General features: G+C 67.2%; 13 protein-coding genes. 3 read left to right on the forward strand and 10 right to left on the reverse strand.

The window, feature by feature from the left end; translation table 11 throughout:
- Position 1 precedes the first annotated feature (1 nt).
- The 3 genes from AC1DS0_RS04750 to AC1DS0_RS04760 form a co-directional block, all read right to left on the reverse strand.
- Entirely contained in the window at positions 2 to 1,144 is a 1,143-nt protein-coding gene (locus tag AC1DS0_RS04750) for an acyltransferase family protein (RefSeq protein ID WP_476813233.1), read from the reverse strand.
- Complete coding sequence (locus AC1DS0_RS04755) at positions 1,141 to 2,622, reverse strand: oligosaccharide flippase family protein (RefSeq protein WP_476813234.1); 1,482 nt, start codon at positions 2,620 to 2,622, stop codon at positions 1,141 to 1,143. The genes AC1DS0_RS04750 and AC1DS0_RS04755 overlap by 4 nt, the downstream gene beginning before the upstream one ends.
- A 94-nt stretch (positions 2,623 to 2,716) precedes the next feature.
- Positions 2,717 to 4,693, reverse strand: a complete 1,977-nt coding sequence (locus tag AC1DS0_RS04760; RefSeq protein WP_476813235.1) for a hydrolase — start codon at positions 4,691 to 4,693, stop codon at positions 2,717 to 2,719.
- Positions 4,694 to 4,956: 263 nt separating this feature from the next.
- Here AC1DS0_RS04760 and AC1DS0_RS04765 point away from each other — a divergent pair, with 263 nt between their 5' ends.
- The 3 genes from AC1DS0_RS04765 (at position 4,957) to AC1DS0_RS04775 (ending at position 8,456) form a co-directional block, all read left to right on the forward strand.
- Positions 4,957 to 6,306, forward strand: coding sequence for an FAD-dependent oxidoreductase (locus AC1DS0_RS04765; protein ID WP_476813236.1), 1,350 nt, complete (start codon positions 4,957 to 4,959; stop codon positions 6,304 to 6,306).
- 76 nt (positions 6,307 to 6,382) lie between these two features.
- Complete coding sequence (locus tag AC1DS0_RS04770; protein WP_476813237.1) at positions 6,383 to 7,477, forward strand: glycosyltransferase family 4 protein; 1,095 nt, start codon at positions 6,383 to 6,385, stop codon at positions 7,475 to 7,477.
- Positions 7,478 to 7,523: 46 nt separating this feature from the next.
- Positions 7,524 to 8,456, forward strand: a complete 933-nt coding sequence (locus tag AC1DS0_RS04775; protein ID WP_476813238.1) for a LamG domain-containing protein — start codon at positions 7,524 to 7,526, stop codon at positions 8,454 to 8,456.
- A 24-nt stretch (positions 8,457 to 8,480) separates the two neighbouring features.
- Here the strand turns inward: AC1DS0_RS04775 and AC1DS0_RS04780 are convergent, their stop codons facing one another.
- The 7 genes from AC1DS0_RS04780 to AC1DS0_RS04810 form a co-directional block, all read right to left on the reverse strand.
- Positions 8,481 to 9,461: an ABC transporter ATP-binding protein gene (locus AC1DS0_RS04780; protein ID WP_476813239.1), complete on the reverse strand. Its 981-nt coding sequence runs from the start codon at positions 9,459 to 9,461 to the stop codon at positions 8,481 to 8,483.
- Positions 9,458 to 10,498 (reverse strand): ABC transporter ATP-binding protein, encoded by a 1,041-nt coding sequence (locus AC1DS0_RS04785; RefSeq protein ID WP_476813240.1) that lies wholly within the window; start codon positions 10,496 to 10,498, stop codon positions 9,458 to 9,460. The genes AC1DS0_RS04780 and AC1DS0_RS04785 overlap by 4 nt, the downstream gene beginning before the upstream one ends.
- A gap of 3 nt (positions 10,499 to 10,501) precedes the next feature.
- Complete coding sequence (locus tag AC1DS0_RS04790) at positions 10,502 to 11,401, reverse strand: ABC transporter permease (RefSeq protein ID WP_476813241.1); 900 nt, start codon at positions 11,399 to 11,401, stop codon at positions 10,502 to 10,504.
- A 1-nt stretch (position 11,402) separates the two neighbouring features.
- Positions 11,403 to 12,356, reverse strand: coding sequence for an ABC transporter permease (locus AC1DS0_RS04795; RefSeq protein WP_476813242.1), 954 nt, complete (start codon positions 12,354 to 12,356; stop codon positions 11,403 to 11,405).
- Between the two features lie 37 nt (positions 12,357 to 12,393).
- On the reverse strand, positions 12,394 to 13,992 hold the full coding sequence (locus AC1DS0_RS04800; protein ID WP_476813243.1) for an ABC transporter substrate-binding protein: 1,599 nt from the start codon (positions 13,990 to 13,992) through the stop codon (positions 12,394 to 12,396).
- A 206-nt stretch (positions 13,993 to 14,198) separates the two neighbouring features.
- Positions 14,199 to 15,845: an ABC transporter substrate-binding protein gene (locus AC1DS0_RS04805; RefSeq protein ID WP_476813244.1), complete on the reverse strand. Its 1,647-nt coding sequence runs from the start codon at positions 15,843 to 15,845 to the stop codon at positions 14,199 to 14,201.
- Between the two features lie 40 nt (positions 15,846 to 15,885).
- Entirely contained in the window at positions 15,886 to 17,289 is a 1,404-nt protein-coding gene (locus AC1DS0_RS04810) for a hypothetical protein (protein ID WP_476813245.1), read from the reverse strand.
- Positions 17,290 to 17,483 lie beyond the last annotated feature (194 nt).

The following is a 17,483-nucleotide window of genomic DNA, read 5'->3' on the forward strand; positions in this document are numbered from 1 at the left end:
CTCAGCCGGCGGCGCCGCGCATGTCGCGGTGCCCGATCGCGATCGCTCGCAACCGCCGACGAAAGCGACCGAGCAGGCCGAGGAACGGCCGCTCGAGCCAGCGCTCAGCGGCATAAGCGATGGCGATCATGAGCAGGAGGCAGCCGGCGATGAGGCTCGCGAGCACCAGCGCATTGTCGCTTGCGCGCAGATAGGCTTCCGCCACGACCGTGTAGATCAGCGGAACATGGACGAGGTAGAGCGGGAACGAGATTGCGCCGAGAAAGCGCCCGGCCCGGCCCGATAGCCAGGCAACGAGCAGGCCGGAGCGCAGGCAGCCATAGACGACGAGCAGCGCACCGAGCGGGTAGAGCAGGCCGCCCTTTTTTTCCGGATTGAATGCTTCCGGCAGCCAGTCGAGACCAAGCTGGCGCGCCGCATCGCCGCTCCGGGAGCCGATGAGGAGACCAAGGAGCAGCGCGGAGATCGGCAGGGCCGATGGGAGGCGCCCCGCCGCCCAGGCCTCGCGCAGGATGAGACCGAGCGGAAAGCAGACATAGTCATAGCGCCGCAGGGCGATGAAGATCGCGGCGCTGCCGATCGCGATTGCCAGCCTCAGCCTGGGGCCAGCAAAAGCGCAGGCGGCAAAGCAGAGGATCGAGCCGAGCAGCTCGGGACGCATCGTCCACAGGACGTTGTTGAAGAACGAGCCGCCGCTGAGGAAGATCCCGGCCATGCCGTTGTAGATCGCCGCGGCTGGATCGGGGATCGCTCCCTGATAGGTCCAGCCGAGCCAGCGGCTGCCGGTGAGCGCAGCGAGGTCCGTGGCGGAGTTCGGAAACAGGCTGAGCAACGACCAGGCCGCGAGCGTGCTGGCCGTTGCCGGGATCGCCAGCCGCAGATAGCGGATGACGACGTCGATCCAGATCGGATCGGATTTGCGCAGTGTCGCATTGGTCATGACGAAGCCGCTCAGCACGAAGAACACCGAGACCGCGAAGGTCCCGTTCCAGAGCACGGCGACGGGCGTATAGGCGAGCCAATGCGCGCCCGGCTGCTGTTCCGCCACGAACCACGGCGCCAGGGCCGACATCAGATGGAAGATCACGACGGCGACCGCCGCGACACCGCGGAGCCCGTCGAGATGGTCGAGTCTCTGGCTCACCAGCCTTCCCCGCTCTTGGCAGCCCCGATCCGCGGTCGCCACCAGCGATCGGAGAGATCGAGGCGCCCGGCACCGATCGCGAGCCGCATGCCGCAGGCGAGAAGGCCCAGCCCGTAAAGCAGAGCCCCCAGAGCCGCGATGGCGACAAGCTCGACCAGGACCGGCAAATGCCAGGCGGCGATGGCCCCGCGCAGGGCGAGCACCCCGGCCGTCATCACCGCCCCCGCGACGGCGATCTTCCAGAGATTGAGCAGTTGCTCGGCGATGCCGATCGCAAGCAGGCTGCGGAGCCAGCGCAGGAAGAAAGCCGCCATGATCGCAGCCGCGATCAGGCGACCGGCCGCCATGCCGACAGCGCCCCATTGCAGAAAGCCGATGGTGACGGCGGGAACACGAATGGCCAGGTCGTAGAGATTGAGCCGGAAGATGACCTCGGGGCGGCCGAGCGCCAGGCTCAGCGAGTACAGCGTCTGGAAATAGGGCGTCGCCATTACCGAGAGCGAGAGCAGGCTGAGCAGCCAGTCGGCGCCATGCCATTTCGGACCGAGCAGGACCTCGACGATCAGGTCCGAGGTCAGGGCGATCCCCAGGCTGCACGGCACCGAGACCAGCATGCTGAAGCGCGCCGCCTTGAGGAAGGCGAGCCGCAGCCGCTGATCCTCGCCCTTGATCCGGGCGAAGGCGGCCATGATCGGCTGTAGCGCCGGCCCGATCAGGCTCTGGGTCGGCATCACCGAGAGATCGGCCGCGACCGCATAGCGCCCGAGCACCTCCTTGCTGCCGCCGAGCCCAAGCAGAATGCGATCGAACTGCCAGTTCACCGCGGAGACCAGCTGCGCGCAGGTGAACCAGCCGACGAAGCTGGCGAAATCCGACAGGCGGGACAGCGACAGAGCCGGGCGGTAGGGCGCGAGGCGATAGGAGATGGCGCAGCCGAAGACGGGCGCTGCGACGAAGTTGACGACGAGCGCCCAGTAGCCGCCGCCGAGCAGGAGCGTCGCAATGGCCAGGCAGAAGGCGGCGAGCTTGCCGCCGGTCTCCAGCAGGAAGTTACGCAGGAATCCGAGTTCGCGGATGAACAGGATGAGGCCGGGACTGGCGAGGCCGCGCGCGATCGGCGCGAAGGCGAGCGTGAGGATCACCGGCACGAGCTGCGGGTCGCCATTGATCCAGGAGAATGGCCAGGCGACGGCAAGCAGCAGCAGCGCGATTGCGAGGCCCCGCAGGGCGCCGAGGGTGAAACCGGTGTCGAGATGGGCCTTGTCGACATGGGGGAGGCGGACCAGGGCCTGCGTCACCGGGATCTCGAGCACCATGTCGACGATCGCGACGCAGGACATGGCCAGCGCCGTCAGGCCGAAATCGGCGGGCGTCAGCAGCCGCGCCATGATCAGCAGCGTGAAGAAATCGATGAACCGGCCGAGGAAACGCGAGGCGACCAGCCAGCCGGCGCCCTGAAGGGCTTTCATCGCCAGCATGGCAGTCCGTCCGTAGCTTCAGCGCGCGCGTGCCGGCACCTGGCTCGCGCTTCGACTGCCGCCGGCGACATCGCTTGACTTACGACGCTCCGCATTAGCGATGGAAGCCGGCGGAGAGCCCGCGCAGGGCGTGAAAGGCTTCGAGCGCCGTGAGCAGCGGCAGGCGCGTGCGAGGGAAGGCGCGCGCGATCGCGCCCTCCCGCCAGAGCTGGCTGCGGATCGATGCGAGGCGTGACAGCGCGCCACCGGACAAGGCCTCGCGATCCCCGACGACGCCGGACCGACCGAAGTCGACGGAACGCTCGCCGATCGCCAGGGCCGAGAGATCGGCCTCGACCGGACGGGTGACGGCCCGCCGGAGCCAGGGCCAGGCACGAGCCGCATCGGCCATGATCGCTGCGCCACTGCCGACGCCGTCGATATAGGCGAGTGCGCCGGCCAGCAGCGGGTTGCCGATGCTGGGATCGACGGTGCCGAAGGCGATGTCGCCGGCATTGCAGGTGACTTCGCCGTTAGCGCCTTCCGCGAAGGAACGCACCGAGGGGATCGCCGGCTCGAACAGGCTTTCGATCAGTTGCCAATAACGCAGCACCGTCGAGCGGACCGCGAAGGGGCTGTAGCGATTGCGCTCCACCGCGAGCCCGACGACCCGCGGAAAATGCTCCTCGCTGAGACCCTTGTAGTTGCAGCGCGCCAGCTGGATGGTCTCGAAGCTCAGATCGGGCAGGCCGGCTGCGAGCAGGCGCTGCGTGCTGCCGTACAGTCCGGTATCGCACAGGATGATCCGCTTCGCGCCTTTGCTGGCCGAGTGGAGATGGCGGCGGAAGAGTGTGTTCTGCCGATCGACGTCGGCCAGGATGTCTTCGCCCGCAGGCCGCTCGAGCATGGCGAAGAAGCGCTCGGGCGCGAACGGCTCGTCCCATGATTGGAGAAGCTCGTAGCGCTTGCCGCCCAGCGCGGTTGCCACATCGGCGAAGCTGGCGCTGCGGAATTCGCGGCCAAGCTCGTCGAGCGCCGTTCCGCTGCGGGCCATGATCGCAGCCCGGGCCGCAACCAGCCGCGAAACCATCATGTTCTCGCGCGGCAGTGCAAGCGGCAGGTTCAGACGTTCTGCGACGCGCTCGAATGCCGCCCGAATGCCGAGGCCTCCGCGCGCACAAAACAGCAAGGCCGCGTCTCCGCGCTTACCTGCCTCCTCGGCATAGAGCCAGATCGCCAGGCAGAATTCGGCCACGATCGGCCCGAGCACCTCGCGCCCGAAGCCATGAGGATCGCGGACATGTTCCGCCGGCCTACGTCCACGCGCCGGCCTTTGGCGCATGAGGCGGCCGAATTCGCTCGCCGCACCGTGAAGGCGCGACAGACGGCGGCGCAGCTTGGGGCGCGGCAGATGGAGGGTTCGCAGGCCGAGGGCCGACGGCACGATGTGGTCGGCGAGCCGATCATCGCCGACATGCAGGGTCCGCCGGGCGTCGATCCCTTCGGCGGCGAGGACCGCATGGAAGAGATCGCCGCGCCGTTTGGTCAGGCCGAGATCGGCGCTGGAGTAGATCCTGTCGAGCAGGCCGGGACCGTGGACATGCGCGACCAGCGCCGCGAGCGTGGTGGTCGGTAGTCCGATATCGCTGATCGCGACGACGCGGCGGCCTTCTCCGCGGCAGCGGCGCAGGAGCGCCGCGAGGTCATGGTTCGGCCGCAGCGACTCCTTTTCGATCGCGAGCTCGATCGCAAGACGGATCTCGCACAGCTCTTCCACCCGAGCGCTGGGCAGTCCGAGCATGACGAGCTGGCGCCGGACGACGTCATGCAATGCGACCTCGCCGTCTTGCCCGGCCATGTCGAGCGCGCGATAGGCGAGGCGCTGCGCTGCCAGGCGCGCTTCGACCAGCGAGCTCTCTGCAACCGTCAGACCTTGTTCGGCCAGCTTGCGAGCGAAGCGACGCTCGCCGGCGATGATCCGCGCGCGCTCGGAGCGGATCGTGCGCAGCAGCAAGGTGTCGAACAGGTCGGTCGAGACCAGCGCGACCCCATCCAGCAGCGTTGTATCGTCAGGATGTGGCAAGCCCGGCATCATACGCTCCGTGCTCAGACGCAAGAGTGGAGACCGTCGCGACAACGACGGCGGCATGCGCAATGGCACGCCTTACGTAGATGAAAGCAGGGACCGTGCCAGTCCAAGGCGGGCATCTTTTTGAAATGCAGGTCAATTGCTCATTCGAATCGCAATCGCCGCGCGAATGAGCAGGAAAAGGTTCGCTGTGCTGACGAGTCTTGCTTTTAGCTGATCTTGCAGGCGACTAGCCTTGTTGCATGTCCGATCTATGGGGCTCGGGGATGGAAGAGACGGTCCAGCGGATCGATGATGCCGACAGCATGGCCGCCCAGCACTGCGGTGCGATCGTCCTCGGCGCGGGCGTCTCGGGCTTGGTCTCGGCCTCAGTGCTCGCCAATCAGGGCTGCAGGCGGATCATCGTCGTCGACGAATACGCGCATCTCGGAGGGAACCATATCGACTGGTCGTCCGGCGACTACACCTTCGACATCGGCAGCCTGATCTTCCAGGACGATTCACCGCTGCTGCAGCATTTCCCCGAGCTGCTGCCGCTCTACGTGCCGATCCGGCCGCGCTGGGCGAGGCTGAATCCGCAAAGGTTGATCACCGCCTATCCGATCTCGGTGAAGGACGACATCCTGCGCGCCGGGCCGGTCGAGGTCGCCCGCATCCTGGCGTCGGCGGCCTATGCTCGCCTGTTCAAGCGGCGCATGCGCAACGCCCGCGAATTCGCCCGTCACTGGATCGGGGCGAGGCTGCTGCACCGCTCGGGCCTCGATGCCTACATGACCCGGTTCTACGGAATAGCCTCCGACCAGATCGGCATCGAACTGGCCCGCAAGCGCATGCAATGGATCAGCGAGCACGCCTCGCTGCGTGCCATCCTCGGGCGCCTGCGCCGGACGAAGCCGGCGGTCCCGACCAATCGGCAACTGGCGCGTCCGCGCGAAGGCTTCGCCACCCTCTATGCTGCCGCAGCCGCATCGCTGAGTGCGCGCGGCGCCAGCTTCCTGCTGGGGGCAAAGATCGATCGGATCGAAAAACTCGGCAATCGCTTCGTGCTGTTTCGCGAGGGGCAGGCGATCGTCGCTGATCGCATCGTCTCGACCATTCCGATCCCGCGCCTGCAAGCGCTCTGCAACCTGCCCGTTTCACAGGAACTCGAGACGATCACGCTGCTGGGACTCTATTTCAGCTTCGACGGGACGCGCGGCTTCGACGAGGAGATCATCTACAATTTCTCCTATGACGGTGCCTGGAAGCGCTTGACCATGTACTCCGATTTCTACGGCCGCGTGCAGGGACGCGAATATTTCGGCGTCGAGGTGATCGCCAACCATATCGGCAAGTCGATCGCCCAGGCCGAGGCGGATTTCCGCAGCCATGTCGCTGCGAATGGGCTGTTCCGCGGCGATCTCACGCTCGAAGGCGGCCAATTCCTCGACAATGCCTATCCGATCTATCGCAATGGGGCCGACGAGAGCGCCGCCGAGGCGGTCAAGGCGCTGAAGGCTTTCGGGATCGAGTCCTTCGGTCGGCAGGGCGGCTTCAATTACCAGCCGACGGCGCGGGTCTCGACGATCGAGGCCGAGGCGGCGCTGCGGAGCGCCGCGGCGATCCCGGCACAGTAAATGCAGGGTTCGTGGCGCCCAGCGGCGCAGAGGCGCGAGCGCAGGCGAGTTGCGGTCCGAGCAGCGTGATGGGCCCATGCGTATCCTCCATTTGCTGAATCACACGACGCAGTCGAACGGCCATGTCCACGCTGCCGTCGACCTTGCCTGCGAGCAGAGCCGGCTCGGCCATGTCGTCGCCGTTGCCAGCGGTGGCGGGGATTTCGATCGCCTGCTCGTCCGCAACGGCGTCAAGCTCTTCACGATCGACCATCAGCGAAAGGCAACGACGCTACTAGGGTCGACCTGGGCTCTGCGGCAGGTGGTGGGCAATTTCGGCGCCGACATCCTCCATGCCCATATGATGACGAGCGCGGTGCTCGCCTGGCCGGTCTGCAAGCTCGCCGGCATTCCGCTGATCACGACCGTTCACAACGAGTTCGAGAAGAGCGCCATTCTGATGAGCCTAGGCACGCGCGTCATCGCGGTCAGCGCCGCCGTCGGCGCCTCGATGCGCCGGCGCGGCGTCCCGGCCGCCAAGCTCCGCGTCATCCTCAACGGCACCATCGGCTCGGCCCGCCTGGCGAACCGCGAGATCTCCCCCGTCGCGCTCGCCTCGCCGAGCATCCTCTTCGTCGGCGGGTTGCACCCGCGCAAGGGCCTGGCCGATCTCTTCGCAGCCTTCGATCAGGTCCATCGCCAGTACCCGCAGGCGCGCCTGCATATCGTCGGCGACGGACCCTTCGCGCAGACCTATCGCGAGATGGTTGCTGGTCTTTCCTGCCATGAGGCCGTGCGCTTCGAGGGCAGCAAGGCGGACCCCTTTCCCTGGATGCGCGGCGCAGACATCTTCGTGCTGCCTTCCCATGCCGACCCTGCGCCGCTCGTCCTGCCGGAGGCGCGGGAAGCAGGCTGCGCTGTCGTCGCGACCCGTGTCGACGGCATTCCCGAACTGCTCGAAGGCGGCGAGGCCGGCGTACTGGTGCCGCCCCGCGACCCCGATGCGCTTGCCGCCGCCCTGTCCGGGCTGATCTCGGAGCCCGGTGCGATCAGCCATTGGCGGGCGCGCAGCCAGTACCGGGTCGACCATCTCAGGATCGCGCGCGTCGCCCGCGAGACGCTTGATCTCTACGACGAGGCAGCCCTGCAACTGGGCCGCAAAGCCGGATCGGTTCTGCCCCGCACGGGGTGAATACGCCGGAACTGCCTCGGCCCTTCCCACCAGACGGAGATGAGCCATGCCAACCATGCCATCCCGCCGGGCGCTGCTGCGTGCGGCAGCGGCCCTTGCGACAGCGGCGAGCGTGCGCTCGACATCGGCAGGTGCACAGCAGGATGAGGGAGACCCGACGCTCGGCCGCAGGCTCGTCTTCGACGAATCCTTCGCGAGTATCGATCCGGCGATCTGGCAGGCCGGTCCGAAGGCGACCACTCACGAGCCCGGCTTCTACGGCCGCTCGGCCTTCAGCCGCCGCGGCGGCGAGGAGGGCTTCGACCCCTACGCCATCGTCGCCGATCCACTGGCTTCGGGCGGTCACGCGCTCGAGATCTCGGCCCGCTATCTTGGCCGGCAGATGAACGTGCCTGCCTATTACGGCAATGCGCTCCCGGAGTTTCAGTGGGTCTCCGGCAATCTCCAGACGGCGCGCCGCGACGGCACGATCCTGAAAGGCTGGCGCAGCGGCTATTTCGAGGCGCGGATGCGGTTCCCGGCCCATCCGCTCAGCTTCCCGGCCTTCTGGCTGATGAATGGCCGCAGCATCCTGTTTCCCAAGACTAGCGTCGAGATCGACATCGTCGAGCACAAGGGCTGGGAGCACCGGCTCTACGGCGCGTATCTGCACGAATGGGGGCAACCAGGCGAGCGCCACGAAGGTGTCGGCGTTCCCACGGAAGTCGACCTGACCAGCGGCTATTTCCGTTATGGCGGGCTGATCGAAGGCGATCGCTGCGTGCTCTATTTCGAGCGCAGGCCGATCCGCGATCCAAAGACCGGCCGCGCGATCGATTGGCGCATCGGGCGCGCGAGCGAACTCGACGCGCAGAGCGATGTCTTCTGGCCGCTGATCACGCTCGCCTTGCGGTCCGACGTGCCCTTTCCGCAGCCGCTCAGGCCGGAGGACCGTGAGGCGCGGCTGCGGGTCGATTATGTTCGCGTCTATGGCAGCTAGCCGGAGGGCTGGACGGCCGGGCGCTCATGCGGGCTGAAGCGCCGCTTCGGCTTGGACGCAGCGCACGAGCCGCCCTTCGCCGAGCGCCACTGCCGGCGGCAAGCCCGCCCGGCAGGCATCCTCCGCCTGCTTGCAGCGTGGCGCGAATGAGCAGGAGGACGGTGTCTCGTTCAGTGGCGGCGGCGCGCCGGGGATCGCTTCCAGCCGCTCCCCCTTTTTCGCGCCATGCAGGTTCGCCGCGAGGAGACCACGCGTATAGGGGTGGCGGGGATCCCTCAGCAGTTCGCGCACCGTGCCGGTCTCGACGATCTGGCCGGCATACATCACGGCGAGCCGGTCGGAGACCTCGACCGCGACGCCGATGTCGTGGGTCACGAAGATCACGCCCATGCCGAGATCGCGCTGGAGCTGGCGCAGCAGCAGGAGGATCTGGATCTGTACGGTGGCGTCGAGCGCCGTGGTCGGCTCGTCGGCGAGCAGGAGCTTCGGGCGGGCCGCGAGAGCCAGCGCGATCATGGCGCGCTGGCGCATGCCGCCGGACATCTCGTGCGGATAGGCCTTGAGTCGCCGCTCGGGCGAGGGGATGCGCACCAGTTCGAGCAGCTCGAGCGCGCGCGCCATCGCCTGCTTTGCCGAGAGCTTCTCGTGGCGCATGATCGCCTCGGCAATCTGCTCGCCGACCGTGTAGACCGGGTCGAGCGCCAGCGCCGGATCCTGGAAGATCATCGAGGTGACGGCGCCGCGATAATCCGAGAGCTCCTGCGGCCCGAGCGCCAGCACGTCCTTGCCGTCGACCATGACCTTGCCGCCGATCTCGGTCCGGCTTTCCGGCAGGAGGCGCAGCAGCGTCTTCAGCGTCACGCTCTTGCCCGAGCCGGATTCACCGAGGATGCCGAGGACCTTGCCGGGCTCCAGCGTCAGCGAGACGCCGTTGACCGCATGGACCGTCTGCGCGCCCTTGAAGCGGACGGTGACGTTCTCCATCGCGACGAGAGGTGTCGTCATGCGGCATCCTCCAGCGCGGGCGCGCGGCTGTGACCGGAGCCGGGAATCTCCATGTGGCAGGCGGCAAGCCGCTTGCCCGCGCCGACCGGGGTCAGCGCCGGCTTGGCCTTGGAACACACCGTCTGCGCCTGCGGGCAGCGCGGGTGAAAGCGGCAGCCTTCCGGCGGATTGATAGGGTTCGGCGGATCGCCGGCGAGCGGCGCCTCCATCGTCCGGTTGTCCGGGTCCATGGACGGCATCGCCGAGAGCAGCGCCCTTGTATAGGGATGGCGTGGATCGTCGTAGAGTTCCTCGACCGGCCCGATCTCCACCACTTCGCCGAGATACATCACCATGACGCGGTCGCTGATGAAGCGGACGACGTTGAGGTCATGGCTGATGAAGATGTAGGTCAGCCCGAACTCCTCGCGCAGGTCCATCAGCAGGTTGAGCACCTGCGCCTCGACCGATTTGTCGAGCGCCGAGACGGCTTCGTCGAGGATGACGAGGCGCGGCCCCAGCGCCAGCGCGCGGGCGATGTTGACGCGCTGGCGCTGGCCGCCGGAGAGCTCGTGCGGATAGCGCGCGGCGAAGCGGGCGGGATCGAGCCCGACGCGGGCAAGCAGGTCGCGGGCCCGCAGGATCGCGCCGGACTTCGGGACGCCGTGCACGGTCGGCCCGAAAGCGATCGAATCCTCGATGGTCAGCCGCGGGTTGAGCGAGGCGAACGAATCCTGGAAGACCATCTGCGCCTGGCGGCGATAATCCTTCAGCGACAGGGCGCTGCTGCCGACGGCCTCGCCATCGAACAGCATTTCGCCCTCGTCCTGCGGGATCAGCTGCATGACGACGCGTGCCGTCGTCGACTTGCCGCAGCCGGATTCGCCGACGACGCCGAGCGTCTCGCCCTTCATCACAGTGAAATCGACGCCGTCGACCGCGCGCACCACCGCGCCGCGCCCGAGCGGGAAGTGCTTGGTCAGCGTCCGCGCTTCGAGCAGCGGGGTGCCGGCGCCGCCGCGGTCGAGCCCGTCTTCGGCATGGAGCGAGAGCGACATGGGTCAGCCTTTCACGTCCATGGCCGAGCGCAGCCCGTCCGAGAGCAGGTTGAACGAGATCGAGGTGATGAAGATCGCGACGCCCGGCAGCGCGGCGACCCAGGGCTGGACATAGATCGCGGTGCGCAGCGTGTTCAGCATCAGGCCCCATTCCGGCGTCGGCGGCTTGGTGCCGAGGCCGAGGAAGGAGAGGCCCGATGCCAGGATCATCGAGACCGAGATCAGGCTGGTCGCATAGACGAAGATCGGCCCGAGCACGTTGCCGAGCACGTGCACGCGGATGATCGTGCCGGAACCGGCGCCGGAGGCGCGCGCCGCCTCGACATAATCCATCGCCCGGACCTGTGTCGTCACGCTCTCGGCGATGCGGGCGATCGGCGGGATGAAGACGATGGTGAGCGAGAGCAGCGAGTTGAAGACACCGGCCCCGAGCGCGCCGGAGAGCGCGATCGCCAGCAGAACCGAGGGGAAGGCGTAGAAGATGTCGACGGTGCGCATCGTGATCGTGTTGAACTTGCCGCCGAAAAAGCCGGCGGCGACCCCAATCAGCGAGCCGAAGCCGAAGGCGATGAAGACCGGCACCACGCCCATGAACAGCGACAGCCTGGCGCCGTGGATCAGGCGCGAGAGCATGTCGCGGCCGAGCTCGTCGGCGCCGAGCGGATAGCCCGGCGTGCCGATCGGGCGCAGGCGCCGCAGCATCGACGAGCGGGTCGGGTCGGCCGGGGCGATATAGTCGGCGAAGACCGCCATCAGGATGATCAGCAGCACGACGATGCCGGCGCCGACCGCGACCTTGTCCTTCCGGAAGCGCCTGAAGACACCGGACCAGTAGCCGGGAGAGCGCGCTGGCTGGGGCAATGTCGCTGTCGGCACTGCGGCCGGGGAGGTCACCGCGCTCATCTCAACGCCTCCTCACGCGGGGATCGAGCAGGCCCTGCACGATGTCGACGAGGACGTTGAGGCCGACGAAGAACATGGCGAGGACGAGGATCGTGCCCTGCAGCAGCGGCAGGTCGCGCTGGAAGATGGCGTTGCCGAGCAAGAAGCCGGTCCCCGGCCAGGAGAACACCGTCTCGATCAGGATCGATCCCCCCAGCAGGTAGCCGAGCTGAAGGCCCATCACCGCGAGTGCGGTCGGCGCGGCGTTCTTCACGACATGGCGGAAGACGCCGAAATCCATCAGGCCCTTGGCCCGCAGCGCCGGCACGAATTCCTGGTTCAGGATGTCGGCGACCAGCGCGCGGACCGTGCGCGAAATGATGCCCATCGGGATCACCGACATGGTGACCGCCGGCAAGATCATGTGGCTGACATGCTCCCAGTCCCATTTCCAGGCGGCCGAGCCGCCAGGGCCGGCGCCGCCGGGCGGCAGCCAGCCGAGCTGCACCGAGAACACAATCACCAGCACCATGCCGAGCCAGTAATGCGGGACGGACACGCCGAGCACGGCGAGCATGGAAGCGAACTTGTCGAGGAAGGAGCCGCGGAAATAGCCGGCGACGAAGCCGAAGAAGCAGCCGAGGACGAAGCCGATCACGGTGGCAAGGCAGGCAATCATCAAGGTGTTGCCGACCGCGCGCCAGACCTCGGCGGCGACCGGGCGGCCGCTCGCGATCGAGGTGCCGAGATCGCCCTGCACCGCCTTCCAGAGCCAGAGCCCGAACTGCACCGGCAGCGGCCGGTCGAAGCCGTAGAGCTTCCTGATCTCCTCCTGCATCTGCTGCGAGGCGTCCGGCGGCAGCACCGAGGTCAGCGGGTCGCCCGGCGCGATATGCACGAGCAGGAAGCAGAACACGCTGACGCCGAGCGCAACCGGCAACACATAGAGGATACGCTTGGCAAGATAGGTCAGCATGGCCGGCTCCGCGTCATTCGGTGCTCCCTTGCGGCCCTTACTTGTCCATCGAGATCGGCGAAAAATCCTGGAACCAGTTCTGCGCCTGGACGAAGCCCTTGACCTTGGCCGACAGGGCGCGCGGGTTGACGTCGTGGGTCACCATCAGGAAGAGCGCGTCGTCGACGTATTTTTCATGCGTCTTCTGCAGGATCTTCGTCTGCTCGGCCGGATCGAAGGTGGTGCGGATCTGGTCGAAGAGCTTGTCCATCTCGGGGTCGCAATAGATGCCCCAATTGGTGCCCGCCGGCGGCTTCAGATCGCATTGCAGGTGGCGGATGAAGCCGGTGAACGGGTCCTGGATGAAATAGGTGTAGTTCATCCCCGTCGCCTTGCGCGACGACTCGTGGTTCGCGCCGGCCCGCCAGATGTTGATCAGCGTGTTCCACTCGACCACCTCGAAATCGACCTTGATGCCGACCTCGGCGAGGTTCTGCTGGACGAATTCGTTCATCGGCAGCGGCTGCATCTGGCCCGAGCCCGAGGGTGAGATCAGGATCCGGGTCTGGAGCGGCTTGGCCGGGGAGTAGCCGGCCTCGGCGAGCAGCTTCTTCGCCGCCGCCGGATCGTATTTCAGCTTGAAGCTCGGCTTGCCGAACCATTGATGGCCGGGTGGATAGAAGCCTTCGGCCGGGATCATCATGCCGCCGAGCAGTTCCTTCAGCCCGTCGCGGTCGATGGCGAGATTGGCCGCCTTGCGCACGCGGATGTCGTTCCAGGGCGAGCCCTCGACCCGCGAGAGATGCCAGGTCCAGTTGTGCGGATAGGCGTTGGTGACGATCTTGTAGCCGGCACCTTTCAGCGACTCGACGAGATCGGGCGCCGGCGCCTCGATCCAGTCGACCTGGCCGGAGCGCAGCGCCGCGGCGCGCGCATTCGGCTCCGGCAACGGCAGCAGCACGAGCTTGTCGAGCTTGGGCACCCGCGCCTTGTCCCAATAGTCCTTGAACGGCGAGAGCTCGGCCCGCTCGCGCGGCTGGAAGGCGGTCAGCTGCCAGGGGCCGGTGCCGGACGGCGTCTTGGCGAAGGCCTCCCAGTTCTTGCCGAGCTTCTCCCACTGCGCCGGCGACGACATCATGACCCAGGCGAGCTGGTAGGGCAGCGTTGCGTCGGGCGATTTCGTGGTGATCTCGACCTTGTACTTGTCGATCACCTTGTAGGCAGCGACCGCCGGAATGCGCGAGCGCCCCTGCGCCGCCTGGCGCTGGTCGAATTGCGGGCTATCGTTCTTGAGCAGCTTGTCGAGATTCCAGACCACCGCCTCGGCGGTGAACTCGGAGCCGTCATGGAACTTCACGCCCTCGCGCAAGGTGAAGGTCCATTTCGTCTTGTCGCTCGCATCGACCGCCCAGGCGGTGGCGAGGCCGGGCTTGAGGTCGGAGGGCTTGTCGGCGCTGGAGAGGTCCCAGTTGATCAGCGCGTCATAGACCGTATAGCCCATGAAGCGCATGCCTTCGCCGCCCTGGTCGGTCTGGCCGGTGGTCAGCGGAATGTCCGAAGCGGTCATGCCGATGCGCAGCGTTCCTTGGGCGAGCGCCTGCTGAGCGAAGAGTGTGACGCCGGCGGCGAGCGAGAGGGCCAGGGTTGTGCGGACCATCGGGGACCTTTGATCTGGAAGGGTTCTGAACCGGCTCAGCAAGGGCCGTGCCATGTTCACGGCCGAAAGGACGCCTGCGCCTCGCCGTCATGCCCGCCCTCGTGGCGAGCATCCACGTCTTGGACACGGTGCTCGACCGGCGAGGCGAAGACGTGGATGGTCGGGGCAAGCCCGACCATGACGGAGAGGTCAGGCCTACGGCCTCGTCACTCCATCGACATCGGCGCGAGGTCGATGAACCAGCTCTTCGGCTGGACCACGCCCCTGACCTTGGCGCTCATCGCGCGCGGGCCGACATCGTGCGCCACCCAGACGAAGGGCGCTTCCTCGACGATCCGGGCGTGGAGCTTGGCGAGTGCCGCATCGCGCGCCGTGCCGTCGAAGGAGGTGCGGGCGTCGGCGATCAGCTTGTCGAACTCGTCATTGCCGAAATAGCCCCAGTTGTTGGAGACCGGCGGGAAGGTCTTGGTCGAGACGAAGCGGACCATGGCGAAGAACGGGTCCATCGCCGCATAGGTGACATTGGTGGCGTTGGCGCCGCGGGCATTGGCGTGCTTGGCGCCCTCGCGCCAGTTGGTGAAGACGGCGTTCCACTCGCCGACCTCGAGCGCGACGTCGAAATAGCAGTCCTTCAGCGCCTGCTGCATGAACTCGTTCATCGGCAGCGGTTGCATCTGGCCGGAACCGGAGGCCGAGGTCAGTACCTTGACCTTCGCTGGCTTGGAGGCTGAGAAGCCGGCCTCGGTCATCAGCTTCTTGGCGGCTTCGAGATCGTATTTGATCTCGAATTTCGGGTTGCCCCACCAGGGATGGCCGGGCGGCACGGTGCCCTTCGGCACTTCCATCAGCCCGCCGAGCAGCGTCTTCAGCTCTTCGCGGTTGACGCAGAGGTTGGCGGCGTGGCGTACCTTCTTGTCGAGCCAGACTGAACCCTCGGCGAAGGAGAGCTGCCAGGGCCAGACATGCGGCTGGGCATTGGTGTAGATCGAGAAACCGCGCTGCTTGATCTGCGGCACGGCGTCCGGCGCCGGCGCCTCGATCCAGTCGACCTGGCCCGAGAGCAGGGCGGCAGTCCGCGCGTTCGCTTCCGGCAGGGGTAGAAGCACGACGCGGTCGACCTTCGGCGCCCGTTTTTGATCCCAATAGGCCTTGTTGGCGACCATCTCGAAGCGTTCGCGTGGGACGAGCCGCACGCCCTTGAACGGGCCGGTGCCCGACGGATCGGCCGAGAAGGCGGCCCAGGCCTGCTTCGAACGTTCGGCGGCGTCGGCCACCGAGGCCGGCACGGCGGCGAGCTTGGCGGCCCAGTGCGTGGGCGAAGCCATGTAGAGATTGGTCAGGTTGATCGGCAGGAAGGCGTCGGGCTCGGAGGTGGTCAGCTCGACGGTGAGCGGGTCGATCGCCTTGGCCGACTTCAATGTCGGCATGCGCGAGACGGTGACGCCTACTTGGTCGGCAGCAAAGTGAGCCGCCTCTTTGTTGAGCACTTTCTCGACATTCCAGACCACCGCGGCGGCATCGAAGGCCGAACCGTCCTGGAACTTGACGCCCGGGCGCAACTTGAACACCCATTTGGTCTTGTCGCCGGCGTCGACCGCCCATTCCGTGGCGAGGCCGGGAATGACGATGCTGGCCTTGTCGGCAGAGGACAGGTCCCAGTTGGTCAGCCCGTCATACATCGGGATGCCGGTGAAGCGGTTGCCTTCGAAACCCTGATCGGGCTGACCGTGCGTGCGCGGGATATCGGCGGCGGTCATGCCGATGCGCAGGACTTTCTCCTGCGCCAGCGCCGCGCCCGCGGTCGAGAAGCCTAGCGCCAGCATGACGGCGCGCGTGATGAATGTGGATGACATGACGGTGCTCCCCTCGAGGCCCGGCGTTGGTTCGCGCGGATCACGGGTGAGCTAGCAACGGACATGCCATTGGCTCGGACCGCCGAAGAAGGCATTGGCCGCAGCCCCAAACCAGCTTGAGCCATCTCTCCGAACTGTCCGCTCTCTGGAGCGGTGCCGAGGTCAGCTGTTGGCGCATAAGACGAGTTACGGACGTAACATGAATGGCCTTGGATACGGCATCCCGATGGATGCACTCTTGGAAGGTTGCCGGCCTCGCGCACATGGCGGCGCGGAAATCGGTCACGCCGCCCTGATCGGTCGGCACCAGCCGCGACGTGACGGCGCTGCTGTCCGTCGCGTACCCGCCACCCTCCTGGCGCTGGAGGATATCCGACATCGCCGTTCCCGGCCGTTCGAAGTGATCGGCCATGTCGCGGCGCGCGGTGTTCGCCGTGTCGAGCTGCCCGCGCAGCTCCGGCGGCACGGCGTCGTCGAGGAAGCGATTGACCTCTCCCTGGAACTGGCCGGCGACACGGCCGCGCTGGAGCTCGCCCGCGTTCTGCGCGCCGCGGATGTCGTCGGCGAGGCCGCTGCGGATCGACATGACCTCGCGCAGCGGCACTTTGCCGCTCGCCGCTTCGCCAGGGCGCATGACCGGCTGGCCGTCCGGTCCAAGGATCGGGCTCGGCGAGGGCGGAACGGCCGGTTGCGCCAACTGCTCCGGCACGCGCGCTTCGGCCGGCATGAAGCGCTGCCGATCGTTCAGCGGCAGATTGTCCGCGGTCGCGGCGAAGCGCTCGGCGAGCGGCGCGACATCGACCGGCACGGTCGCTTCGTTGACCGGGCGATAGGCCTCGTCGACACCCGCCTTGACGGTATCCTTGGCGTCCTGAAGCGCCGAGCGCACACTGGCGCCGCGCGCCGTGGCGTCTGGCATGCCGGGCATGACCGCACGAACCGCGTCCTCGGCCTGCTGACGGGCAGTTTGCGTTTCGAAGATGAGATCGGTCAGGCGCCGGTCGCGCTCGACATCGAGGGCGCTGCGGAACGTGCCAGGCGTCTCCGTCGGCGCGATCTCGGACAGCGCGCGGTCGACGGCTTCCGCATTGGCCGAGCGCTGCTCGACGAAGCGACCCGCGCCGGCCCCCTGCTGACGGCCGTACTCGAGCGCGGCGAGGCCGGAATTGCCCGTGCGATCGGCCACGGTCTCGTGGTAGCCGGGGATGACCTCGCCGGGCGTCTGGCGCTGCGGGTTCATGATCGCGCGAATCAGCGGATCGGCGTCGACAGGCGCCTGCGGCGAGCCGCGATAGCCGCCCGCGTCCAGGATGCGCTCGGTCACGGCATCGCGCACGACCTGGTCCTGGAAATTCGGGTTCTGCCGCACCGCGTCGAAGACGTTCTTGGAGCCGCGCGCCAGCATCCCGCCAAGGCCCGTGATCCCGGCGGCGGAAGCCGGCACGCCGAACCACGTGGCCCGCCTGCTGTATGCGCACCCGCACGTCCGCAAGCAAGTGCCTTGAGGTAGGGCTTCGGGCTTCCTATCAGATGTCGGCGCACCAAGTGCCGGCACGCCGAACAACTTGCGTCCCTACGCCGCCATTGGTCAGAATGCGGTTCCCGCTCCCGTCCGAGCGACCATCGGCGGCGTAGACC

The sequence above is a fragment of the Allobosea sp. P4_H5 genome (assembly GCF_056400825.1).